Here is a 20,108-nt window from a genome sequence, read left to right as displayed (position 1 = left end):
AATGGCGCGGCCGCGCGGGCGGCTTGTCCGTCGCCCGCGGCTCGGCGGTCGCGGGACGCTCGTCAGTCGCGGGCGGCGACCTCGGCCGTGTCGGCGGTGTCGTCGGGGGACTCGTAGCGGCCGCCCAGCTTGGCGACCAGGCCGGTCACCTGGCGGGCGATGTCCGGTGCGGTGAGACCGATCTCGGCCATGACCTCGCCCCGGGAGGCGTGGTCGAGGAAGCGGGCCGGGATGCCGAAGTCGCGCAGCGGGACGTCGACACCGGCGTCTCGCAGGGCCTGCGAGACGGCCGAACCGACGCCGCCCGCACGGCAGTTGTCCTCGACGGTGACCACGACGCGGTGCTGCTCGGCGAGCGCGGGGAGCGCCGCGTCGACCGGCTTGACCCAGCGGGGGTCGACGACGGTGGTGGAGATGCCCTGCTTGTCGAGCAGGTCCGCGATCTCCAGGCACATCGGTGCGAGCGCGCCGACGGAGACCAGCAGCACATCGGCCCCGGTGCCCCCGATGGTCACGTTCTCGTCCGGCCTGCGCAGGACGTCCATGCCGCCGACGGTGGCCAGGGCCTCCACGGCCGGACCCACCGCACCCTTGGAGTAGCGCACCACGGTCGGGGCGTCGTCGACCTCGACGGCCTCGCGCAACTGGCGCCGCAACTGGTCGGCGTCGCGCGGGGCGGCGATCCGCAGCCCGGGCACGCACTGCAGGATCGACATGTCCCACATGCCGTTGTGCGAGGCGCCGTCGCTGCCGGTCACTCCGGCACGGTCGAGTACGAAGGTCACGCCGCACTTGTGCAGCGCCACGTCCATCAGCATCTGGTCGAAGGCCCGGTTGAGGAAGGTCGCGTAGACCGCGAAGACCGGGTGGAGTCCGCCGGTGGCCAGGCCCGCGGCGGAGACGGCGGCGTGCTGCTCGGCGATGCCGACGTCGTAGATGCGCTCGGGGAACTCCTCGGCGAACCGCTTCAGGCCGACCGGCTGGAGCATCGCCGCGGTGATCGCCACGATGTCCTCGCGCTCGCGGCCGAGCTCGACCATCTCCTCGCCGAAGACGGACGTCCAGTCCAGGCCCGCGGCCTTGGTCGGCAGGCCGGTCTCGGCGTGGATGACGCCCACCGCGTGGAAGCGGTCGGCGTCGTCCTCGACGGCGGGCTTGTAGCCGCGGCCCTTCTCGGTGATGCAGTGCACGATGACCGGGCCGCCGAAGCGCTTGGCGCGGGCGAGGGCGGATTCCAGCGCCTCGATGTCGTGGCCGTCGATCGGCCCCACGTACTTCAGGCCCAGGTCCTCGAACATGCCCTGCGGAGCGATGAAGTCCTTCAGCCCCTTCTTCGCCCCGTGCAGGGTGTCGTACAGGGGGCGTCCCACGACCGGGGTGCGCCCCAGCAGATCCTTCCCACGCGCGAGGAAGCGCTCGTAGCCGTCGGTGGTGCGCAGGGTCGCCAGGTGGTCGGCGAGACCGCCGATGGTCGGGGCGTACGAGCGCTCGTTGTCGTTGACCACGATGACCAGCGGACGGTCCTTGGCCGCTGCGATGTTGTTCAGCGCCTCCCAGGCCATGCCGCCGGTGAGGGCGCCGTCGCCGATCACGGCGACGGTGTGGTCGCGGCGGCCGAGCACCTGGTTGGCCTTGGCGAGACCGTCGGCCCAGCCGAGCACGGTGGAGGCGTGCGAGTTCTCGATGACGTCGTGCTCGGACTCGGCGCGCGAGGGGTAGCCGGACAGGCCGCCCTTGGCCCGCAGACCCGAGAAGTCCTGGCGGCCGGTGAGCAGCTTGTGTACGTAGGACTGGTGTCCGGTGTCGAAGAGGACCTTGTCCTTCGGCGAGTCGAAGACACGGTGCAGGGCGATGGTCAGCTCGACGACGCCGAGGTTCGGGCCGAGGTGGCCGCCGGTCCTGGACACCGCGTCGACCAGAAAGCTCCGGATCTCCTCGGCCAGCCGGACCAGCTCCTGCGGGCTGAGCCGGTCCAGATCGCGCGGTCCCGTGATGCGGGTCAGCAGCGGCACCCGTGCCTCCTTGCGCTAGAGCTCTTCGAGCATTGCCGGGTCCATGGAGTCTAATGTTCTGACTTCACCCTTGACGGGCAGCCCATCCTTTTCGGCCTCGCCCAGCCGGGTGCAATCGATGCACGCGGCAGCGTTGTCCGCGCCGGAGTGCGGGACGGGGCGGAGGGGGGCGCACGGCGTTCCGTCCCAGGTCGTCGCGGTGCCGGAAGCACTCGGGTGCGGCCCGCGAGCGGGGCGGCACTGCTCGGCGGGGACGCCGGAGCGCCGTTCCGGGGGGCGGATTCGGGGCGCTTTCGCTGTGGCGGTTTCGAGACACAACAGGGTGGATGGATGGGGCGAATGCTGCATCATCGCCCGATATCACCCTCTTCTTCACCTTTCGAATAAGTAGCGCGATTCTCCCCACCGGGCGTTGCGACTGCCCCGGGCGGTACGACTGCCCCGGGCTGAACGCGGACCCGCCTTCCCTGGCGGGCATCCCGTCTTGGTAGACATCCCGTGTCCGTCCGTATCAGTCCGCGTCCGGCTGCATCCGTCTGCGTCTTCTGTGTTCTCTGCATCCTCTGCGTCCCTGTGTCTGTCCGGGCGGAAACGACCCCTGGGAGAACGGCATGGCCCTCACCCGCTCCGATGCGACGACGGTCCCCGAGGACGGGACGCCGCCAGGCCCCCGTGAATGGCGCATCCTGGCGGTGGCGTTGAGTGCGGCGTTCATGGCCGTGTTCGATCTGTTCATCGTCAGCATCGCGACGCCCGCGCTCCGTGCCGATCTCGACGCGGGCGACGCCTCGCTCGAACTCGTGGTGTCGGGGTACGCGTTCGCCTACGCCGCCGGTCTGGTCACCGGTGCCCGGCTCGGTGACCGGTTCGGCTACCGCCGGATGTTCGTGCTTGGCATGAGCGCCTTCGCCGTCGCCTCGTTGCTGTGCGCGCTGGCCCTCTCGCCCGGCCAGCTCGTGGCGGCGCGGCTGCTGCAAGGGCTGACGGCGGCGGCCATGGTGCCGCAGGTGCTCTCGCTGATCACGGTCACCTTTCCGGCGTCGCACCGGGGGCGGGCGACCGCCTGGTACGGGGCGATCACCGGTCTCGGCTCGCTCGCCGGGCAGATACTCGGCGGTGTGCTCGTGGCGGCGGACGCCTTCGGGCTGGGCTGGCGGACCATCTTTCTGATCAATGTGCCCCTCGCCCTGGTGGCGGTGCTGCTCGCGCTGCGGGTCCTGCCGAAGGGGCCGCACGGCCGCACCGCCCGCTTCGACCCGGTCGGCGCGTTCGCCGTCTCCTCGGCGCTCGCCCTGGTCCTGGTGCCGCTCTCGCTCGGCCGGGAGCAGGGCTGGCCGGTGTGGGCGTGGCTCTGCGTCGGCGCGGCGGTGCCGACCGGGTTCCTGGCGATGCGCTGGCAGCGGACCCTGGCCGACCGGGGCGGCGACCCGGTGGTGAACCCCGAGCTGTTCCGCAATCGCCCGTACGCGCTGCTACTGCTCGCGGCCTCGCTCTACCAGCTGTACTTCGGCAGCTTCCTGTTCGCGGTGCCGCTGCTGGTCCAGGAGCGGCTCGGCGCCGGGGCGGACCAGGCGGCGGTGGTGTTCCTGCTCCAGGGGCTGCTGTTCACGGTGGCCTCGATGCTCGGCGGGCGGCTCGTCGCCAGGTACGGGACGCGGGTACCGACGGCCGGGGGCTCTCTGGTGGTCGCCGGGATGCTGCTGATCGTCGCCGAACTCGCGGTCAGTGAAGGGGACTTGTCGAGCTGGTGGCTGATCCCTCCGCTGGCGCTCGTCGGTATGGGCAACGGCTTCCTGCTGCCGCCGCTGCTCGGCGCCGCCCTGAGCCGGGTACGGTCCGCGCAGGCCGGTGCCGCCTCCGGCACCCTCAACACCGCCCAGCAGTTCGCGAACTCGCTCGGGGTGACCCTCGTCGGCGGGGTGTTCCTGGCCCTCGCCGGGGACGAACTGGCCGGCGCCGACACCGCGATGGAGATCCTCGCCGTCGGCTACGCGGTCGTCGCCGTGACCCTGGTCCTGCTGATCAGGGCCGCCGACCGCGCGGGAGGCCGACCCGGGCCGCGCGGGGCGGGGAACTGACCACGGCCACGGGAACAGTGAAGTGCCCGGCCCCTTCGGCGAGTTCGCGGGGCCGGGCAATTCTCCGTACGAGCCGGAGCGATTCTTGGTGCGGTCGGGCGGAGCCGTCAGGCGCGCCCGGCTGTCTTCTGGGTGCGCCGGGAGACCGAGTCGATCACGACGGCGGCGAGCAGCACCGCACCGGTGATCATGTACTGGATCTCGCTGGCCATGCCGAGCAGGTTCAGGCCCTGCTGGATGGACTGCAGGACGAGCATGCCGAGCAGCGCCGACCAGACCTTGCCGCGGCCGCCGAAGAGGCTGGTGCCGCCGATCACGGCTGCCGCGATGACCAGCATCAGGGTGTTGCCGGAGCCGAGGTTCTTGGTGGCGCCGCCCGCGGTGCTGGCGATGAACAGGCCACCGAAGGCGGCGAGCATGCCGGAGATGCTGAACACGGCGATCCGTACGAGATCGACGTTGATGCCCGCGCGGCGGGCCGCCTCGGCGTTGCCGCCGACCGCGTAGACCTGACGTCCGAAGGTGGTACGGCGGGCCACGAAGTCGGCGATCACCAGGACCGCGAGGAACAGCACCAGGGCGAGCGGCAGACCGCGGGCGCCCGAGGGCTCGTTGAGCTCGTAGGCGACGACGAAGGCGATCACCGCGACCACGGTGGTGCGCAGCAGGATCTCGCTGAACGGCCGGGTGGGCAGCGCGGCGTCGCGGCGGCGCCGGGCTTCCACGAGCAGGGAGGCCGCGTAGAGGACGACCGCGACCAGGGCGAGTGCGTACGCGGCGATCTTGTACTCGAAGAAGTAGCCGGTCAGGTCCTCGACCAGGCTGCCCTCGGGGGTGTTGATGCTGCCTTCCTTGCCCATCAGCCAGATCTGCAGGCCGCTCCAGCCGAGGAATCCGGCCAGCGTGACGACGAAGGCGGGCACGCCGACCTTGGCGAAGAAGACGCCGTGCAGGGCGCCGATGCCCGCTCCGACGAGGACGGCGAACAGGACGGCGCTCCAGTCGCTCCAGCCGTGGTTGACGCTCAGTACGGCCCAGACCGCGGCGCCCATACCGGCCACCGAACCCACCGACAGGTCGATCTCGCCGAGCAGCAGGACGAAGACGATGCCGACGGCCATGATGCCCATGCCGGAGGTGAACACGGCGATGTTGGCGAGGCTGCTCGCCGACAGGAAGCTGTCGTCCTGGGTCTGGAAGACGAGCGCGATGACGATCAGGCCCACCACGACGGGCAGCGAGCCGAGTTCACCGCCGCGGATCTTGCGGACGAACTCCGTCCAGTAGCCCCAAAAGCCCTCCTCGCGGACCAGCAGGCGCGGGTCGACGGCGGGTATCGGGGCCGCGGAGGGCTCCACGGCCGGTTCCTTCACGGCGGGTCCGGCGTCCTGTGGCCCGCCGGACCGCTCGTCGTCGGTGTTCTGCGCGAGGTCGCTCATGACGCGTCCTCCTTCGTGAGCGTGCGGGCCCGGCGGCGGGTCACGGCGTTGTCGGTGGCGCCGGTGATCGCGGCGATGATCTCTTCGTGTGTGGTGTCCGCCACGGTGAAGACACCGTTGTTACGGCCGAGGCGCAGCACCGCGACCCGGTCGGCGACGGCGCGTACGTCCTCCATGTTGTGGCTGATGAGGATGACGCCGTGGCCGCGTTCGCGCAGCCGCTCCACCAAGTCGAGTACCTGGGCGGTCTGTTCGACGCCCAGCGCGGCGGTGGGCTCGTCCAGGATGACCACGCGCGGGTCGCCGATCAGCGCGCGGGCGATGGCCACCACCTGGCGCTGGCCGCCGGAGAGCGAGGCGACCGGGATGCGCACGCTGGGGATACGGATGGAGAGGGTGTCCAGGAGTTCCTGTGCCCGCTTCTCCATGGCGATCTCGTCGAGCACCGGGCCGGTGCGCAGTTCGCTGCCGAGGAAGAGGTTGGCGACGACGTCGAGGTTGTCGCAGAGCGCGAGGTCCTGGTAGACGGTGGCGACGCCGAGGCCCTGGGCGTCCTGCGGGCGGCCGATGCGTACCGGCCTGCCCTCCCATTCGATGGCGCCCTCGTCGATCGGGTGGACCCCCGAGATCGTCTTGACGAGGGTCGACTTCCCTGCGCCGTTGTCGCCCACCAGGGCGACCACTTCACCGGCGTGGATCTCCAGTTCGACGTCCGTGAGCGCCTGGACGGCTCCGAACCGTTTGGAGACTCCGCGCAACGCCAGCACGGGCGTAGCGGACACGTGAATCATCTCCTCACGCCGCGTGGGCGGCGGACGGGCGCGCCCCGGCGGGAGCGCGTACTGCGGGTGCGGGGGGTCGTGCCCGCCCCCGGCGAACAGGGGCGGGCACCGGGGGGCGGCGGTCCACCTCGGGTGAACCGCCTTGCCCGGCAGGGCGGTTGGAGCTAGCTGATACCGGCCTCGGCGCAGTACTTCTTGTAGTCGCCCTTGCAGATCTGGGACGCCTTGTAGACCTCGTCCCGGATGATGGTGTCGGCGATGTCGTCCTTGGTGACGATCTGCGCGTCGTACAGCTTCGCGGGGATGCCCTTGAACTCGCCGCTGAGGCTGTCCACCTTGGTGTCCACCAGGGTGCCGAGCTCCTTGCCCTTGAGCAGGCTGACGGCGATGGAGGCGGTGGTCTCGGCCTCCGGCTTGATCTGCTTGTAGATGGTGAAGGCCTGCTCGCCCTTCAGGATCCGCTGGAGGCCCGCGAGTTCGGCGTCCTGGCCGCCCACGGGGACCTTGATGCCGCGTCGTTCGAGTGCGGTGATGATGCCGCCCGCCATGCCGTCGTTGCCGGAGTAGACGCCCTGGAAGCCGTCCTTGCCGAGGCTGTCGATGGCGCTGGACATCTTCCGGTTGGCCTCGTCGGGGGACCAGTCGGGGATGTCCTGCTCGTAGACGATCTCGTCGACCTTCTTGTCCAGGACGGTGTGCGCGCCCTTCTTGAAGAACGGCGCGTTGGGGTCGGTGGGCGAGCCGTTGATCATGACGACCTTGCTCGACGCGGCCTTCGGACCGAGCGCCTCGACCAGGCCCTCGCCCTGCAGACGGCCGATCTTCTCGTTGTCGTAACTGACGTACGCGGCCAGCGGACCCTCGGCGAGCCGGTCGTAGGCGACGACCTGGACGCCCTGGTCCTTGGCCTTCTTCACCCAGGACTTGGTGGCCTTGTAGTCCACCGAGTCCAGGATGATCACCTTCACACCCTGCGTCAGCAGCGCCTCGAACTGCTTCTTCTGGGTCTCGGTGTCCTGCGAGGCGTTGTTGTACTTGATCTCGCACTCGGAACACAGGGACTTGATCTTCGACTCGATGATCGGGCGGTCGAAGGTCTCGTAGCGCGTGGTCTTGTTCTCGGGCAGCAGCAGACCGATCGTCTTGCCGTCACCCTCGGAAGCCTTGTCTCCGTCACCGGCCTTGCCACAGGCGGCAGTGGCAAGTGCCATGGCAACCGCGACCGTGCCTATGACGGCGCGACGCGCCATTGCGTTCATCCGGATGCCTCCCTGACACGAGGCCGCGCCGTCGCGGCCTGAGGTGGCTGGAAGTCAACTCGGCCCCGACAACGCCGTCAAGGAGTAAATCCTTAACGAGATGACAACGGTGCCATGCGTGAACTAAGTGAAGACGGGCGCCGTCGACTGGAGCGTGCCGTCGAGCAGCGCCGAGTCGCCCATCTCGCTCAACGCGAGGGCGAGCGCGCCGAGCACCTCCGCGCGACCGCCAAGTGCCCCGGGGAGTACGGACAGTTGACGCGCGGCGCTGGGAATCGCGTACCGCCCCACGGATTCCCGGATCGGACCGAGCACCAACTCCCCCGCCTCCGCGAGGTCTCCCCCAAGCACTACCCGGCTGGGGTTCAGAAGATTGCAGAGATTGGCGACTCCGCTGCCGATGTGCCGGCCCACGTCCGCGATCACCCGGCGACAGCCCGGGTCACCGTCCTTGGCGAGCCGCACCACCCGGGCCATCGTCAGGTCGGTGCCGTGACTGGCCTCCAGGAGAGGCAGTACGTACCGGGCCGCCGTGAAGGTCTCCAGGCAGCCGCGGTTTCCGCACCGGCACACCGGCCCCGCCTCGTCCAGCGTGATGTGCCCGATCTCGCCCGCGGTGCCGCCGGGACCCCGGTAGATCTGCCCGCTGATCACCAGGCCCGCGCCGACACCGCTGGCGACCTTGATGTACGCGAGGTCGCGCACTCCGCGGCCGCTGCCCCAGACGAGTTCGCCGAGCGCGCCGAGGTTGGCGTCGTTGTCCACATGGACGGGCACACCCAGCCTGCCGCGCATCTCCTCGGCGGGCCGGGTCCCCGCCCAGCCGGGCAGGATCGAGGTGGAGCCGAGGGTGCCCGACTCCAGGTCGATCGGGCCCGGTACGCCGAGGCCGATCCCGGCGAGCTTGGAACGGTCCACCCCGGCCTGGGCGATCAGGCGGCCGACGAGTTCCTCGGCCCGGTCGAAGCCCTGCGCCGCGGAGGCGTCCACGTCGAGCGGCTCGGACTCCTCGGCGAGCACCTGGTGGGCGAGGTTGCCGAGGGCGACCCGCAGGTGCTGGTGGCCGAAGTCGATGCCGATCACGATGCCCGCGTCCCCGCTCAGCGAGACGCTGCGGGCCCGGCGGCCGCCCGCCGAGGTCGGCGTGACCTCGACCGTCCCGGCCTCCTTCAACTCGCGCACGATATTGGAGACGGTGGCCGCGGACAGGCCCGTGGTCCGCGCGATCTCGGCCTGGGTGAGCGAACCGGCCAGGCGTACGGCGCGTACGACCCGCTCCAGATTCGCCCTGTGCAGCGACGACTGCGACCCCGGAGTCTCCATCGGACCATCCACTCCTGCCCCGTTGCCGGGCGCACCCCGTGCCACCCGTGACGTGGGCCGGAGCAGCCCCAAGCAGCCCGACCCCGTCGTTTACAAGTTGTGAAGACCAAGCTCGGGTCTGGAGGGTGGGGCCGTCAAGTCCTTGAGGCAATCGGACCCTTGGACTCCCCTGACCGACCTGTTGTCGCTTTCCGCGGCGCGGGGAGATGAACGGAGCGGGAGTGCCAGGTGAGACGTGCCGCTCCGGCAGCGGCGGCGGGCGCCGCACACCGTCGGCGCGAGGCGCCAGCCCGCTCGCGGAGCCGGTTGCACCGCTTTCACTCTCTGCCAACACAGCACCATCGCAAGCTCATTACAAAAAATACACGTACACCAATGGTCTTCCATGTACGTGAGTGTTCTCTCATACTGACCGGAAGCCGGTGGCCCGAGCCGCTCCACGCCACCGGTTCTGTCGGGCCATGCCCGGTCCCGGGCGAGCCCCACGCACCGGCGCCGTACGGCCCCCACCCCGGCATTCGCAGCCCTTCGGCTCGACCACAGCACTTTCGGAACATTCAGCTCGGATCGACTTGGCGGGAGCAGCAGTGACCGAAAACGAGACACCGGATGCGGAGACGCACGGTGCCGCCCACGGACGGACCTCCTACAAGCGGGCGGCGGTGCTCGCCGTGCCCGCCTTCGTCGCGATCGGCGCCATGGGAATCGCCATGGCGCAGGGCGCGATGGCCGCGACCTTCGCCGTCTCCGGCACCAACTTCAAGGTGACCTCCGGCGAACTGACCAGTGACGCGCTCGCCTCCTATGTCGAGGTCGACCGCTCGGTGGACGGCAAGGGACACCCGGTCTCCCTGCTCTCCCTCAAGCAGGCGGCGCTGTCGGACATCTGCCAGTCGACCGGTGTGAACACCCCGATAGGCAGGGTGACCTTCCGTCTGTCGGCCGGTGGTGACGCCGGAAAGGTCACCGCGGACAGCCTGGTGATCGACGCCGAGGACCTGGCCGGTGACGCCAAGTTCGGCAAGGTCGAGATCGGCCGGGACGCCTCGACCCTGGACGCCGTGCCGGGCACCCAGGGCAAGCCGGGCAGCTTCGGCCTCCAGGTCAAGGGCGTCAGCGTGTCCGGGGTCAAGTCCCACGCGTGGTCGGCGATGGGCGGCAACTTCAAGCTCAAGGGCCTGAAGATCAACGTGGGTCTGGGCGGCAAGGAATGCTTCTGAGGCGGCGGACAGGCCGGCCGGAGTCCGCGGTGGCGCGCGGCTCCGGCGGCCGTATCGACGCGCTTCTGCCCTGGCCGGGACCACGGGCGCGGCTGCGCGACTGGCGGCGCCGTCGGCCCTTCTGGGCGGGCGCGTTGCTGATGGCATCCGGAGCCGAGCTCCTCATCGTCCCGCTGTCCCCGTTCGACGTCCTGATCAACCTCGGCATCGGCGGGATCGCGGCGATCGGTATCGGTCTCGCGCTCATCGTCGCCGGGGTGTTCCTGTGGGCGGCGCCGCACGCCCATACGTACGTCAGCGTCAACGCGATGATCCTCTCGGTGCTCTCCTTCGCGGCCACCAACCTGGGCGGCTTCCTGCTCGGCACCCTGCTCGGCGTCGCGGGCAGTGCCCTCGGTTTCGGGTGGCAGGAGGGCGAAGGCGCGGGAAAAGGATCAGCGGGGCGGGGAAGGCGTCCGCGCAAGGGGTCCGGTAGCGGCACGGCCGACCGGGACCCGGGCGCGGACCCCGACGGGGAGAGCGCGACCGGCGACGGCGAGAGCGCGGACGAACCGAGCGGTGAGCGGGGCTCCGGTGCCACCGGCGGCGTCCGCGGCACCCTGGCCGTACTGCTGCCCGTAGCCCTCGCCGGCGCCACGCTCGGCCCCGCCGCGGGAGAGGCGCGGGCCGAACCCGCCGAGGTGCCGATGGTGGCGGCCACCGCCCCACAGGTCACGGCGACCCGGTTCTCCCCGCACGGTTTCACCTTCTCCGGCATCAAGGAGATCCCCACGGCCCGCGGGCCGATGAAGGTCCTGGTGCTCTCCATGCGGTCGGCCTCGCTGACCGACTACCGCCTGCAGACCCGGGACGGCGACGGACCGCAGGAGCAACTGGCCGCGGAAGACCTGCAGTTGAAGGGGAACGTCAAGCTCTACGTGAAGAAGTTCTCCGGCTGTATCGAGGGCCTGATCTGCGTGACCTTCTCCCCGGAAGGTCTGCCCACGCCGCCGATCATCCCGCCGCTCATCTTCCTCACCAAGGTCAAGGCCGAACAGGCCCTGGTGACCGCGGACGAGCTGGTGCTCGACGGGCTGCGCATCAGCACGGGCGGGGAGCCGATCCCGTTCACGAAGCTGCCCCCCGCCTGGGACGGCAAGCCCCTGGACACCTCCGGCAAGCCGGGGTCCGGCACACCCGAACCCGGCAAACCCGGGTCGGACAAGCCCGGTTCGGACAAGCCCGGGACCGACGAGCCCGGTACGGATCCCGAGGCCCCGGAGCCGGGAGAGCCCGGGGAACCCGGCGAGCCCTCCCCGCCCGCGCCCGATCCCACGCCGCCCGAGACCGCGGCCGGTCTCGAGGTCCGCGACCCGAAGCGGAACCCCGGCGACCACGTGTGGTGCGAGGACATCGCCCTCACCCTGGCCAACACCGGCGAACAGCCGGTCACCGAGGGGGAGATCGTCTTCCGTACCAAGGTGCGGGACCTGTTCGGCCTCGACCTCGGCACGGTGACCTCCGAGCCGGTCTCCTTCGGCACCGTCAAGGGCGGTGACGAGGTGACCAAGCACAGCCAGGTCTGTACGCGCCCCGCGTACGCATGGACGCTGCTGACCGGAGGGCACATGGAGCACGAGGCCGAGGTGAGCCACCGAGGCGCCGACCCCGTCCGCGTGGAGATCCCGCGCCGCGAGGACTCCTGACCGGCAGGAACGAACGGACGAGACGACCCACCCGGGCGGAAGAAGGCGGGACAGGACCGGTGGGACGCGAGGACTCCTCGCGTCCCACCGGCCACCACCCCACAGCCTCACCCCCGCAGCCGCACCCTCACGCCCACCCCGCAGCTCCCCCTCACGGCCCCACCCTCCCCGAGGAGTGCCATGCGCCGACCCGACCTCAGCCATCTGCACGGCCGGAACGTGCTCCTCACGGGCGCCGCGGGCGGCATCGGCCGGGCCACCGCCCGGCTCGCCGCGCGGGACGGCGCCCTGCTCTTCCTGACCGACCTCGACGGGCCCAAACTGGCGGCGCTGGCCTCGGAGTTGCGGGCCGAGGGCGGCCGCGTCGTACACGCCGAGAGCGCCGACCTCACCGACCGGGACGCCGTGGACGCCCTCGCCCGTCATGTGCATTCGGCCGCCGAGGGCCCGATGGACCTCGTGATCAACGCGGCGGGCGCGGCCACTTGGGGATCCGTGAGCGAACTGACCCCGGACGACTGGCGGGGCATGGTCGACGTCAACCTGATGGGCCCGGTGCACGTCATCTCCGCGTTCGTGCCGCCGATGGTGGCGGCACGCCGCGGCGGCCATCTGGTCAACGTCGCTTCCGCGGCCGGTCTGCTCGGGCTCCCCTGGCACGCGGCCTACACGGCGGGAAAGTCGGGCCTGTGCGGAGTGAGCGAGGTCCTGCGCTTCGACCTCGGGCGCCATGGCATCGGGGTCAGCCTGGTCTGCCCCGGCGCGGTCGACACCCCGCTCGTCGACACCGTACGAGTGCGCGGCATCGACGAGGACAGCAGCAGCTTCCGCCGGTTGCGGGCGGGCTTCCGTCGTACGGCGGCGGCGCCCGAGGAGGTCGCGGCCCGCATCCTCGACGCGGTCGCCCGGAACACATACCTCGTCCACACCTCCGGCGCCGTACGCGCACTGCACCTCCTGCAACGGTGGGCGCCGCCCCTCTACGCCGCCGCGATGCACGCCCTCAACCGCGCCTTCCACCGGCTGCTCGCACCGGCCCGCCACGAGCGACCGCCGCGAACCGGAGACCAGAGCCCGGCGGCAAAGCGATGAGCGCCCCGCGCATCCGCCCCGGCCGCCGCGCCGAGACCGGATTCCCCATCTGGGCCTTCAGCGCCCTGGCCGGAAGGGTGACCGGCACCGAACCACCGGCACTGTTCCGGGTCCTCGGCCGCAACCGCCGCCTGTTCTGGGGCTGGCTGCGCTTCGCCGGACGGCTGATGCCGGGCGGGCGGCTGCCCCGCCGCGAGTCGGAGCTGGTGATCCTGCGGGTGGCCCATCTGCGCGAGTGCGCCTACGAGTTCGCGCACCACGTCCGTCTCGGCCGCCGGGCGGGGGTGACGGCCGCGGACGTCGAGCGCGTGCGCAAGGGGCCCGGGGCGACCGGCTGGACGGAACGCGAGCTGAGCCTGCTGAACGCGACGGACGCGCTGCTCGGGCGGGGCGACCTCGACGAAACGGAATGGAATGCCCTGAGGGCACATCTCGACGATGCCGCTACGATCGAGCTCCTGCTGTTGGTCGGCCACTACGACATGCTGGCCACCACACTCAGAGTGCTCCGGCTGGAGCCCGACCGGACTCGCCGAGCGGAGGCACCCAAGACGTGATGAGGACCTCACGGGACGCTCCACCGGCCGGTCCGCTGCCCAGCGGCCGGCACCGGCTCTCCCGTGAGCAGGTCGTCACCTCGCAGCGCAACCGGATGATGGCCGCCATGGCCGACGCCATGCGCGAGAAGGGCTACATCGGCACCCCGGTCTCGGCGATCATCAAACGCGCGGGCGTGTCACGCGAGACCTTCTACCAGCAGTTCCGCTCCAAGGAGGACTGCTTCCTCCAGGCCCTGGACAGCGCCCTTCAGTTCATCTCCCGGCTGCCGGACTCCGTCACGGACTGGGACCGCCCGCCCGCGGACATCTTCCGGGAACTGCTGCGCAAGTATCTCCAGGCCGTGGCCGACCAGCCCGCACTGGCCCGGCTGTTCCTCGTCGAGGTCTACGCCGTGGGCCCCGAGGCCTTCGAGCGGCGCCGGGCCGCGCACATGCAGTACGCGGAAGCCATCGCGGAGATCTTCCACCGCGAGTCGGACGAGGCCCGGTTCCTCTGTGAGGCCGTGGTCTCCGCCGCGGCGCAACTGGCCACCGACAGGATCGTCGCGAACGACATCGACGGTCTGCGCGCGCTGGAGGAGCCGCTCGCGGAGATGGCCTCGCGACTGCTCGGCTGAGGCGGTCCGGCGCAGGGCGCTCAACCGGTCCGGCGCCCGAAGCTCAGCCGGTCGGGCCCCCGGCCGACCGCCCCCGGCGCGCACGGACATGATCCGACCTCCCGCCAATACCCTTGACAACAAAGGTCACTTGGGCCACAACTGATCCGGCACTACCGCCCGACAACGTTGTCCATGTGTGTCCAAGTGCTCGGAGGCCCCTACGCATGCCGTTGAAACCAAGACCCGCGACCGGGTACCGGGCCGCCGTGGGTGCGGCCGCCCTGCTGCTGCTCGCCACGGCCGAGAGCGCCGCGATCACACTGCCCGCCCAGGAACCCGCCACCGAACGGGAGTTCAGCACTTCCTTCGAGGCGGGCCAGCCCGCGCCCGACTGGGTCAGCACCGTGGAGACGGGGCCGGACGGCTCACCGCGCGCGCACGGTGTGGACGGCGGATACAGCGGCGGACTTCCCGGCGACGTCAGCGACAAGGTGGCCGAGGTCAGGGCCAGCGACGAGAACACGGCCGGTGGCGAGACCAAGGAGAACCTGCTCGACGGCGCGCCCGGCACCAAGTGGCTCACCCTGAAGCCGACCGGCTGGATCGAGTACACGCTGGAGGAACCTGCCGAGATCACCACCTACGCGCTCACCTCGGCCAACGACTTCGCCGAACGGGACCCGAGCGACTTCACGCTCCAGGGCTCCACCGACGGCAAGGACTGGAAGACGCTGGACACCCGCACCGGCGAGAAGTTCGAACAGCGTTTCCAGACAAGGAAGTTCGAGCTCGCCGAACCGGCTTCCTACCGGCACTTCCGGTTCGAGATCAGCGAGAACAACGGCGCGAAGGACGCCACCCAGCTCGCCGACCTGCGCCTGGCCACGGGCGAGACCGATGAGCCCGTACCCAAGGACATGCTGTCCCTGGTCGACCGCGGCCCCACCGGCTCCCCCACCGCCAAGGCCCGGGTGGGCTTCACCGGCAAGCGCGCGCTGCGCTACACCGGCACCCACAGGGCCAAGGGCCGGGCGTACTCGTACAACAAGGTCTTCGACGTGAACCTGGCCGTCGCGCGCGACACCGAGCTGTCGTACCGGATCTTCCCGGGCATGGCGGACGGCGACCGCGACTACGACGCCACCCACGTCAGTGTCGATCTCGCCTTCACCGACGGCAGTTACCTCAGCGATCTCGGCGCGAAGGACAGCCACGGCGGCCCGCTCACCCCGCGCGGTCAGGGCGAGGCGAAGCGGCTGTACGTGAACCAGTGGAACGCGGTCGCCTCGCACATCGGGAGTGTGGCGGCGGGCCGGACGGTGGACCGGGTTCTGGTGGCGTACGACTCCCCCGAGGGACCGGCCAAGTTCCGCGGCTGGCTGGACGACGTACGGATCGGAAAGGCACCGCGCGAGGAGCCCAAGGCGCATCTGTCGGACTACGCCGACACCCGCCGCGGCACCAACTCCTCCAACGCCTTCTCGCGCGGCAACACCTTCCCGGCGACCGCGGTGCCGCACGGCTTCAACTTCTGGACGCCGGTGACCAACGCGGGCTCCCTGAGCTGGCTGTACGACTACTCCCGCGACAACAACGCCGACAACCTGCCGACGATGGAGGCGCTCAGCGCCAGCCACGAGCCGAGCCCCTGGATGGGCGACCGCCAGACCTTCCAGCTCCTGCCGTCGGCGGCGCCCGGCTCCCCGCGTACCGCCCGCGCCGACCGTGCCCTCGCCTTCCGGCACGAGAACGAGACGGCGCGGCCGTACTACTACGGGGTGCGCTTCGAGAACGGCATCAAGGCCGAGATGGCGCCGACCGACCACGCCGCCGCGCTCCGCTTCCGCTTCCCCGGCGACGACGCGAGCGTCCTCTTCGACAACGTCTCCGAGCAGGGCGGGCTCAGCCTCGACAAGGACAAGGGCGTTGTCACCGGCTTCTCGGACGTGAAGTCGGGCCTTTCGACGGGCGCCACCCGGCTGTTCGTGTACGGCGTCTTCGACAAGCCGGTCACCGACGGGCACGCCGAGGGCGTCAAGGGACATCTGCGCTTCGACGCCGGTACCGACCGCACCGTCACCCTGCGCCTGGCCACCTCACTGATCGGCACCGAGCAGGCCAAGGCCAATCTGGAGCGGGAGATCCCCGAGGACAGGTCCTTCGAGTCGGTACGCGACGACGCCCGCGCGCAGTGGGACCGGCTGCTCGGCAAGGTCGAGGTGGAGGGCGCGAGCGAGGACCAGCGGACCACGCTGTACTCCTCCCTCTACCGGCTCTACCTCTACCCCAACTCCGGTTTCGAGAAGGTCGGTTCAACGCACAAGTACGCCTCGCCGTTCTCCCCGATGGAGCGTCCGGACACCCCGACCCACACCGGCGCCAAGATCGTCGAGGGCAAGCCGTACGTGAACAATGGCTTCTGGGACACGTATCGCACCACCTGGCCCGCGTACTCCCTGCTCACCCCCGGCAAGGCGGGTGAACTGGTGGACGGCTTCGTCCAGCAGTACAAGGACGGCGGCTGGATCTCGCGCTGGTCCTCGCCCGGCTACGCGGACCTGATGACGGGCACCTCCTCCGACGTCGCGTTCGCCGACGCGTACGTCAAGGGCGTGAAGTTCGACGCCGAGGCCGCGTACCGGGCCGCCGTGAAGAACGCCTCCGTGGTCCCGCCGACACCGGGCGTCGGCCGCAAGGGCATGCGCACCTCACCGTTCCTCGGCTACACCAGCACCGAGACCTACGAGGGCCTGTCCTGGGCGCTGGAGGGCTATCTCAACGACTACGGCATCGCGCGGATGGGCCGGGCGCTGTACGAGAAGACCGGCGAGAAGCGCTACCGCGAGGAGTCCGAGTACTTCCTGAACCGCGCCCGCGACTACGTCCATCTCTTCGACTCCGAGGCCGGGTTCTTCCAGGGCAAGGACGAGAAGGGCGGCTGGCGGCTGGACTCGAAGAAGTACGACCCGCGCGTCTGGGGCCACGACTACACCGAGACCAACGGCTGGGGCTATGCCTTCACCGCGGTCCAGGACAGCCGGGGCCTGGCCAATCTCTACGGCGGCCGTGCGGCGCTGGGCGAGAAGCTCGACACCTACTTCGCCACCCCGGAGACCGCCTCCCCCGAGTTCGCCGGTTCCTACGGCGGCATCATCCACGAGATGACCGAGGCGCGTGACGTACGGATGGGCATGTACGGCCATTCCAACCAGGTCGCCCACCACGCCACGTACATGTACGACGCGGCGGGGCAGCCGTGGAAGACCCAGGAGAAGGTGCGCGAGGTGCTGTCCCGGCTGTACACCGGGAGCGAGATCGGGCAGGGCTACCACGGCGACGAGGACAACGGCGAACAGTCGGCCTGGTACCTCTTCTCCGCGCTCGGCTTCTACCCGCTGGTGATGGGCAGCGGTGAATACGCCGTCGGCTCCCCGCTGTTCACCAAGGCGACCGTGCACCTGGACAACGGCCGTGACCTGGTGGTCAAGGCGCCCGACAACAGCGCCGAGAACGTCTATGTGCAGGGCCTGAAGGTCAACGGCAAGCGCTGGAACTCGACCGCGCTGCCGCACAAGCTGCTCGCCCGCGGCGCGGTCCTGGAGTTCGACATGGGCCCGAGACCCTCGGCCTGGGGCAGCGGTGCGCACGCGGCTCCGGAGTCGATCACCAAGGACGACCGGGTGCCCGAGCCCCGTACCGACGCCCTGCCGGTCTCGGGCCCGCTGACCGACAACACCTCGGCCACCTCGGCCCGCACCGCCACTGCCGAACTCCCGCTGCCGGGGCCGGAGCGCGCGGTGCAGTACACGCTCACCTCGGCCGACAAGGGGGCCGCACCGCGCGGCTGGACCCTTCAGGGCTCGCACGACGGGAAGCGGTTTACGAGCCTGGACCGGCGGCGCGACCAGGACTTCGACTGGACCGGCCAGACCCGGGTCTTCTCGGTTCCGCGACCGGGTACGTACCGCAGCTACCGGCTGGTGTTCGACACGCCCGCGGATGTCGCGGAGGTGGAACTGCTGCGCTGACAGGGCGAGTTCGGTGGGTGCGTGCGGCCCGGGCCGTACGCACCCACCGGGCCCCGTACGCACCCGCTCAGCCATGCGCCCCCTCCCCGGGAACGCCGAATGCGCGGCACCCCCCACAAAGGAGCCGCGCATTCGGATTCCGGACCGCCCGGCACATCGTGGTACCGGGCGCTCGGACGGACGTCGGGTTACTTCACGGCGCCCGCCGTGAGGCCCTGCACCACCTGTCGCTGGAAGATGATGTAGGCGGCGAGCACCGGCAGCATCGCCATCACCAGACCGGCGAACAGACCGGACCAGTCGCCCTTGTACCCCTGGCTGACCGCGAGTTCGACCAGACCCTGGGAGAGCACCTTCCGGTCCGGGTCCGTGTTGAGGACCGTCGGCAGCATGTACTGGTTCCACTGCCCGAGGAAGTTGAAGATGCCCACGCTGATCAGGCCCGGCTTGGCCATGGGCAGCATGATCTGGAAGAAGGTCCGGGTGTGCGAGGCACCGTCGACGAACGCCGCCTCCGCCACCGAGTTCGGCAGCGTCCGGAAGAAGGAGGTCAGGAAGAAGACCGTGAACGGCAGGGAGTAGGCGATGTACACCAGGACCAGGCCGTGCAGGGTGTTCAGCAGACCGGTGTTGTTCATGACGTAGAACAACGGCACGAGCGCCAGCATGATGGGGAAGCTCATGCCACCGATGAAGAGGTAGTAGATGAACTGCCTCCCCGGGAACTCGAACCGGGCCAGTACATAGGCCGCCATCGAGCCGAGCACCAGGGTGCCCACCAGCGAACAGGCCACCACCAGAACGGTGTTCAGGAAGTAGTCGCTCATGTGCGCGTCGGACCACGCACGCGACCAGTTCTCGAAGTGCAGCTTGTCCGGCAGCGACCACGGGGACCCGAAGATGTCCTTGTCCTTCTTGAACGAGGTCATCACGGCCCACAGCAGTGGCGAGACCACCAGGATCGCCCAGATGATCAGGACACCGTGCGAGAAGAGGTTCAGGACGCCTTCACCCGCGCCCTGCTTCTTACGGGCGGGCTCCGGGGCGGTCTTGTTCACCTGCGGCGGCTGGTCCTCCAGCGGAGCCGCGGGAGGGGTGTCGGTCGTCTTCATCAGAACTCCAGCCGCTCGCGCCGGCCCAGCCGCATCACGATCGCCGCGAAGAGCAGCGTCACGAAGAGCAGGGCGACACCGATCGTTGTCGCGTAGGCGGCCTGACCGCCCGAGAATGCCTTCTGGTACACGTACAGCGGCAGGACCGTCGTCGAGTCCGCCGGGCCTCCGGGGCCGACGGTCATGATCTGCACGACGGCGAACGCCTCCGCGCCGAGCGCCAGGATCCCCATGTAGACCCAGGCGGACTGCACGGTGTCCCACAGCAGGGGCAGGGTGATCTTGAAGAAGGTGGTGACCCGGCTCGCGCCGTCGAGGAGCGCGGCTTCGTAGAAGTCCTTCGGGATGGACGCCATGCCCGCGGAGAAGAGCACCACGAAGAATCCGACGGTGCTCCACACCAGAACGGCCGTGACGGACCACAGGGCGATGTCCGGGTCGCCCAGCCAGTTCGGTCCCTCCACCCCGACCATGTCGAGGGCGCCGTTGATGGCGCCGTTTCCGGGGTTGTAGGCGAACTGGAAAAGCAGGGCGATGATGGCGATGGACAGTACCTGCGGGAAGAAGTAGGCGATCTTGTAGAAGCCCGCCCCGCGTACACCGCCGACAGTGGAGTTCTTACGCCGCCGCCCGCCGACATTGAGCATGTAGGCGAAGAACAGCGCCAGTGAGAGCGTCACCAGCGGCAGCAACAGCGCCAAGAGGACGCTGTGCTGGAGCGCTTTCCAGAACACTTCGTCGTCGAGCATCTTCTCGTAGTTGCGGAATCCCACCATCTGGAAGTCCGAACTCAGACCGGTCCAGTCCGTGAACGAATAGTAGATCGCCTGGATGAACGGCCAGATGACGAAGACTGCATACAAGGCCAGCGGGAGTACGAGGAATCCCGCGATGAAACGGTACTTGCCGTGCTGCATGA

General features: G+C 69.9%; 14 protein-coding genes. 7 read left to right on the top strand and 7 right to left on the bottom strand.

The genetic code is table 11. The features are described from left to right. Positions 1-62 precede the first annotated feature (62 nt). Complete coding sequence (gene dxs / locus HUT18_RS29235; protein WP_176103524.1) at positions 63-2,012, bottom strand: 1-deoxy-D-xylulose-5-phosphate synthase; 1,950 nt, start codon at positions 2,010-2,012, stop codon at positions 63-65. Positions 2,013-2,623: 611 nt separating this feature from the next. On the opposite strand from dxs, the gene HUT18_RS29230 reads away from it, so the two are divergent. Beyond that, positions 2,624-4,090, top strand: a complete 1,467-nt coding sequence (locus tag HUT18_RS29230) for an MFS transporter (RefSeq protein WP_254878863.1) — start codon at positions 2,624-2,626, stop codon at positions 4,088-4,090. Between the two features lie 107 nt (positions 4,091-4,197). Here HUT18_RS29230 and HUT18_RS29225 read toward each other — a convergent pair whose 3' ends face one another. The 4 genes from HUT18_RS29225 to HUT18_RS29210 all read right to left on the bottom strand — a co-directional run bounded on the left by HUT18_RS29225 (position 4,198) and on the right by HUT18_RS29210 (position 8,893). Continuing rightward, positions 4,198-5,529, bottom strand: a complete 1,332-nt coding sequence (locus HUT18_RS29225; RefSeq protein ID WP_176103522.1) for a sugar ABC transporter permease — start codon at positions 5,527-5,529, stop codon at positions 4,198-4,200. Next, the gene (locus HUT18_RS29220) at positions 5,526-6,320 is read right to left on the bottom strand and encodes an ATP-binding cassette domain-containing protein (RefSeq protein ID WP_176103521.1); all 795 of its coding nucleotides are present in this window, start codon (positions 6,318-6,320) and stop codon (positions 5,526-5,528) included. The genes HUT18_RS29225 and HUT18_RS29220 overlap by 4 nt, the downstream gene beginning before the upstream one ends. Before the next feature lie 155 nt (positions 6,321-6,475). After that, a complete protein-coding gene (locus HUT18_RS29215; protein WP_254878862.1) occupies positions 6,476-7,570 on the bottom strand; it encodes a substrate-binding domain-containing protein in 1,095 nt (364 codons plus the stop codon). Positions 7,571-7,693: 123 nt separating this feature from the next. Further along, positions 7,694-8,893, bottom strand: a complete 1,200-nt coding sequence (locus HUT18_RS29210) for an ROK family transcriptional regulator (RefSeq protein WP_176103520.1) — start codon at positions 8,891-8,893, stop codon at positions 7,694-7,696. 587 nt (positions 8,894-9,480) lie between these two features. Between HUT18_RS29210 and HUT18_RS29205 the strand changes: the two genes are divergently transcribed. From HUT18_RS29205 to HUT18_RS29180, 6 genes are all read left to right on the top strand, one after another. Continuing rightward, positions 9,481-10,113, top strand: a complete 633-nt coding sequence (locus HUT18_RS29205) for a DUF6230 family protein (protein WP_254878861.1) — start codon at positions 9,481-9,483, stop codon at positions 10,111-10,113. A 29-nt stretch (positions 10,114-10,142) separates the two neighbouring features. Continuing rightward, the gene (locus HUT18_RS29200; RefSeq protein WP_176103518.1) at positions 10,143-11,798 is read left to right on the top strand and encodes a DUF6114 domain-containing protein; all 1,656 of its coding nucleotides are present in this window, start codon (positions 10,143-10,145) and stop codon (positions 11,796-11,798) included. Positions 11,799-11,978: 180 nt separating this feature from the next. Then, complete coding sequence (locus HUT18_RS29195) at positions 11,979-12,890, top strand: SDR family oxidoreductase (RefSeq protein ID WP_176103517.1); 912 nt, start codon at positions 11,979-11,981, stop codon at positions 12,888-12,890. Next, complete coding sequence (locus HUT18_RS29190; RefSeq protein WP_176103516.1) at positions 12,887-13,447, top strand: carboxymuconolactone decarboxylase family protein; 561 nt, start codon at positions 12,887-12,889, stop codon at positions 13,445-13,447. The genes HUT18_RS29195 and HUT18_RS29190 overlap by 4 nt, the downstream gene beginning before the upstream one ends. Beyond that, a complete protein-coding gene (locus HUT18_RS29185; protein ID WP_176103515.1) occupies positions 13,447-14,067 on the top strand; it encodes a TetR/AcrR family transcriptional regulator in 621 nt (206 codons plus the stop codon). Before HUT18_RS29190 ends, HUT18_RS29185 begins: the two co-directional genes overlap by 1 nt. 206 nt (positions 14,068-14,273) lie before the next feature. Then, the gene (locus HUT18_RS29180; protein WP_176103513.1) at positions 14,274-18,077 is read left to right on the top strand and encodes a GH92 family glycosyl hydrolase; all 3,804 of its coding nucleotides are present in this window, start codon (positions 14,274-14,276) and stop codon (positions 18,075-18,077) included. Between the two features lie 188 nt (positions 18,078-18,265). On the opposite strand, the gene HUT18_RS29175 is transcribed toward HUT18_RS29180, so the two are convergent. Continuing rightward, on the bottom strand, positions 18,266-19,189 hold the full coding sequence (locus HUT18_RS29175; protein ID WP_176103512.1) for a carbohydrate ABC transporter permease: 924 nt from the start codon (positions 19,187-19,189) through the stop codon (positions 18,266-18,268). Then, entirely contained in the window at positions 19,189-20,106 is a 918-nt protein-coding gene (locus tag HUT18_RS29170) for a carbohydrate ABC transporter permease (protein ID WP_176103511.1), read from the bottom strand. The genes HUT18_RS29175 and HUT18_RS29170 overlap by 1 nt, the downstream gene beginning before the upstream one ends. Positions 20,107-20,108 lie beyond the last annotated feature (2 nt).

This window comes from Streptomyces sp. NA04227, assembly GCF_013364195.1.
In the GTDB taxonomy this organism is placed as follows: Bacteria; Actinomycetota; Actinomycetes; order Streptomycetales; family Streptomycetaceae; genus Streptomyces.
The sequence above is the reverse complement of the archived record's forward strand: the minus strand, read 5'-3'. Positions and strand labels throughout refer to the sequence as shown.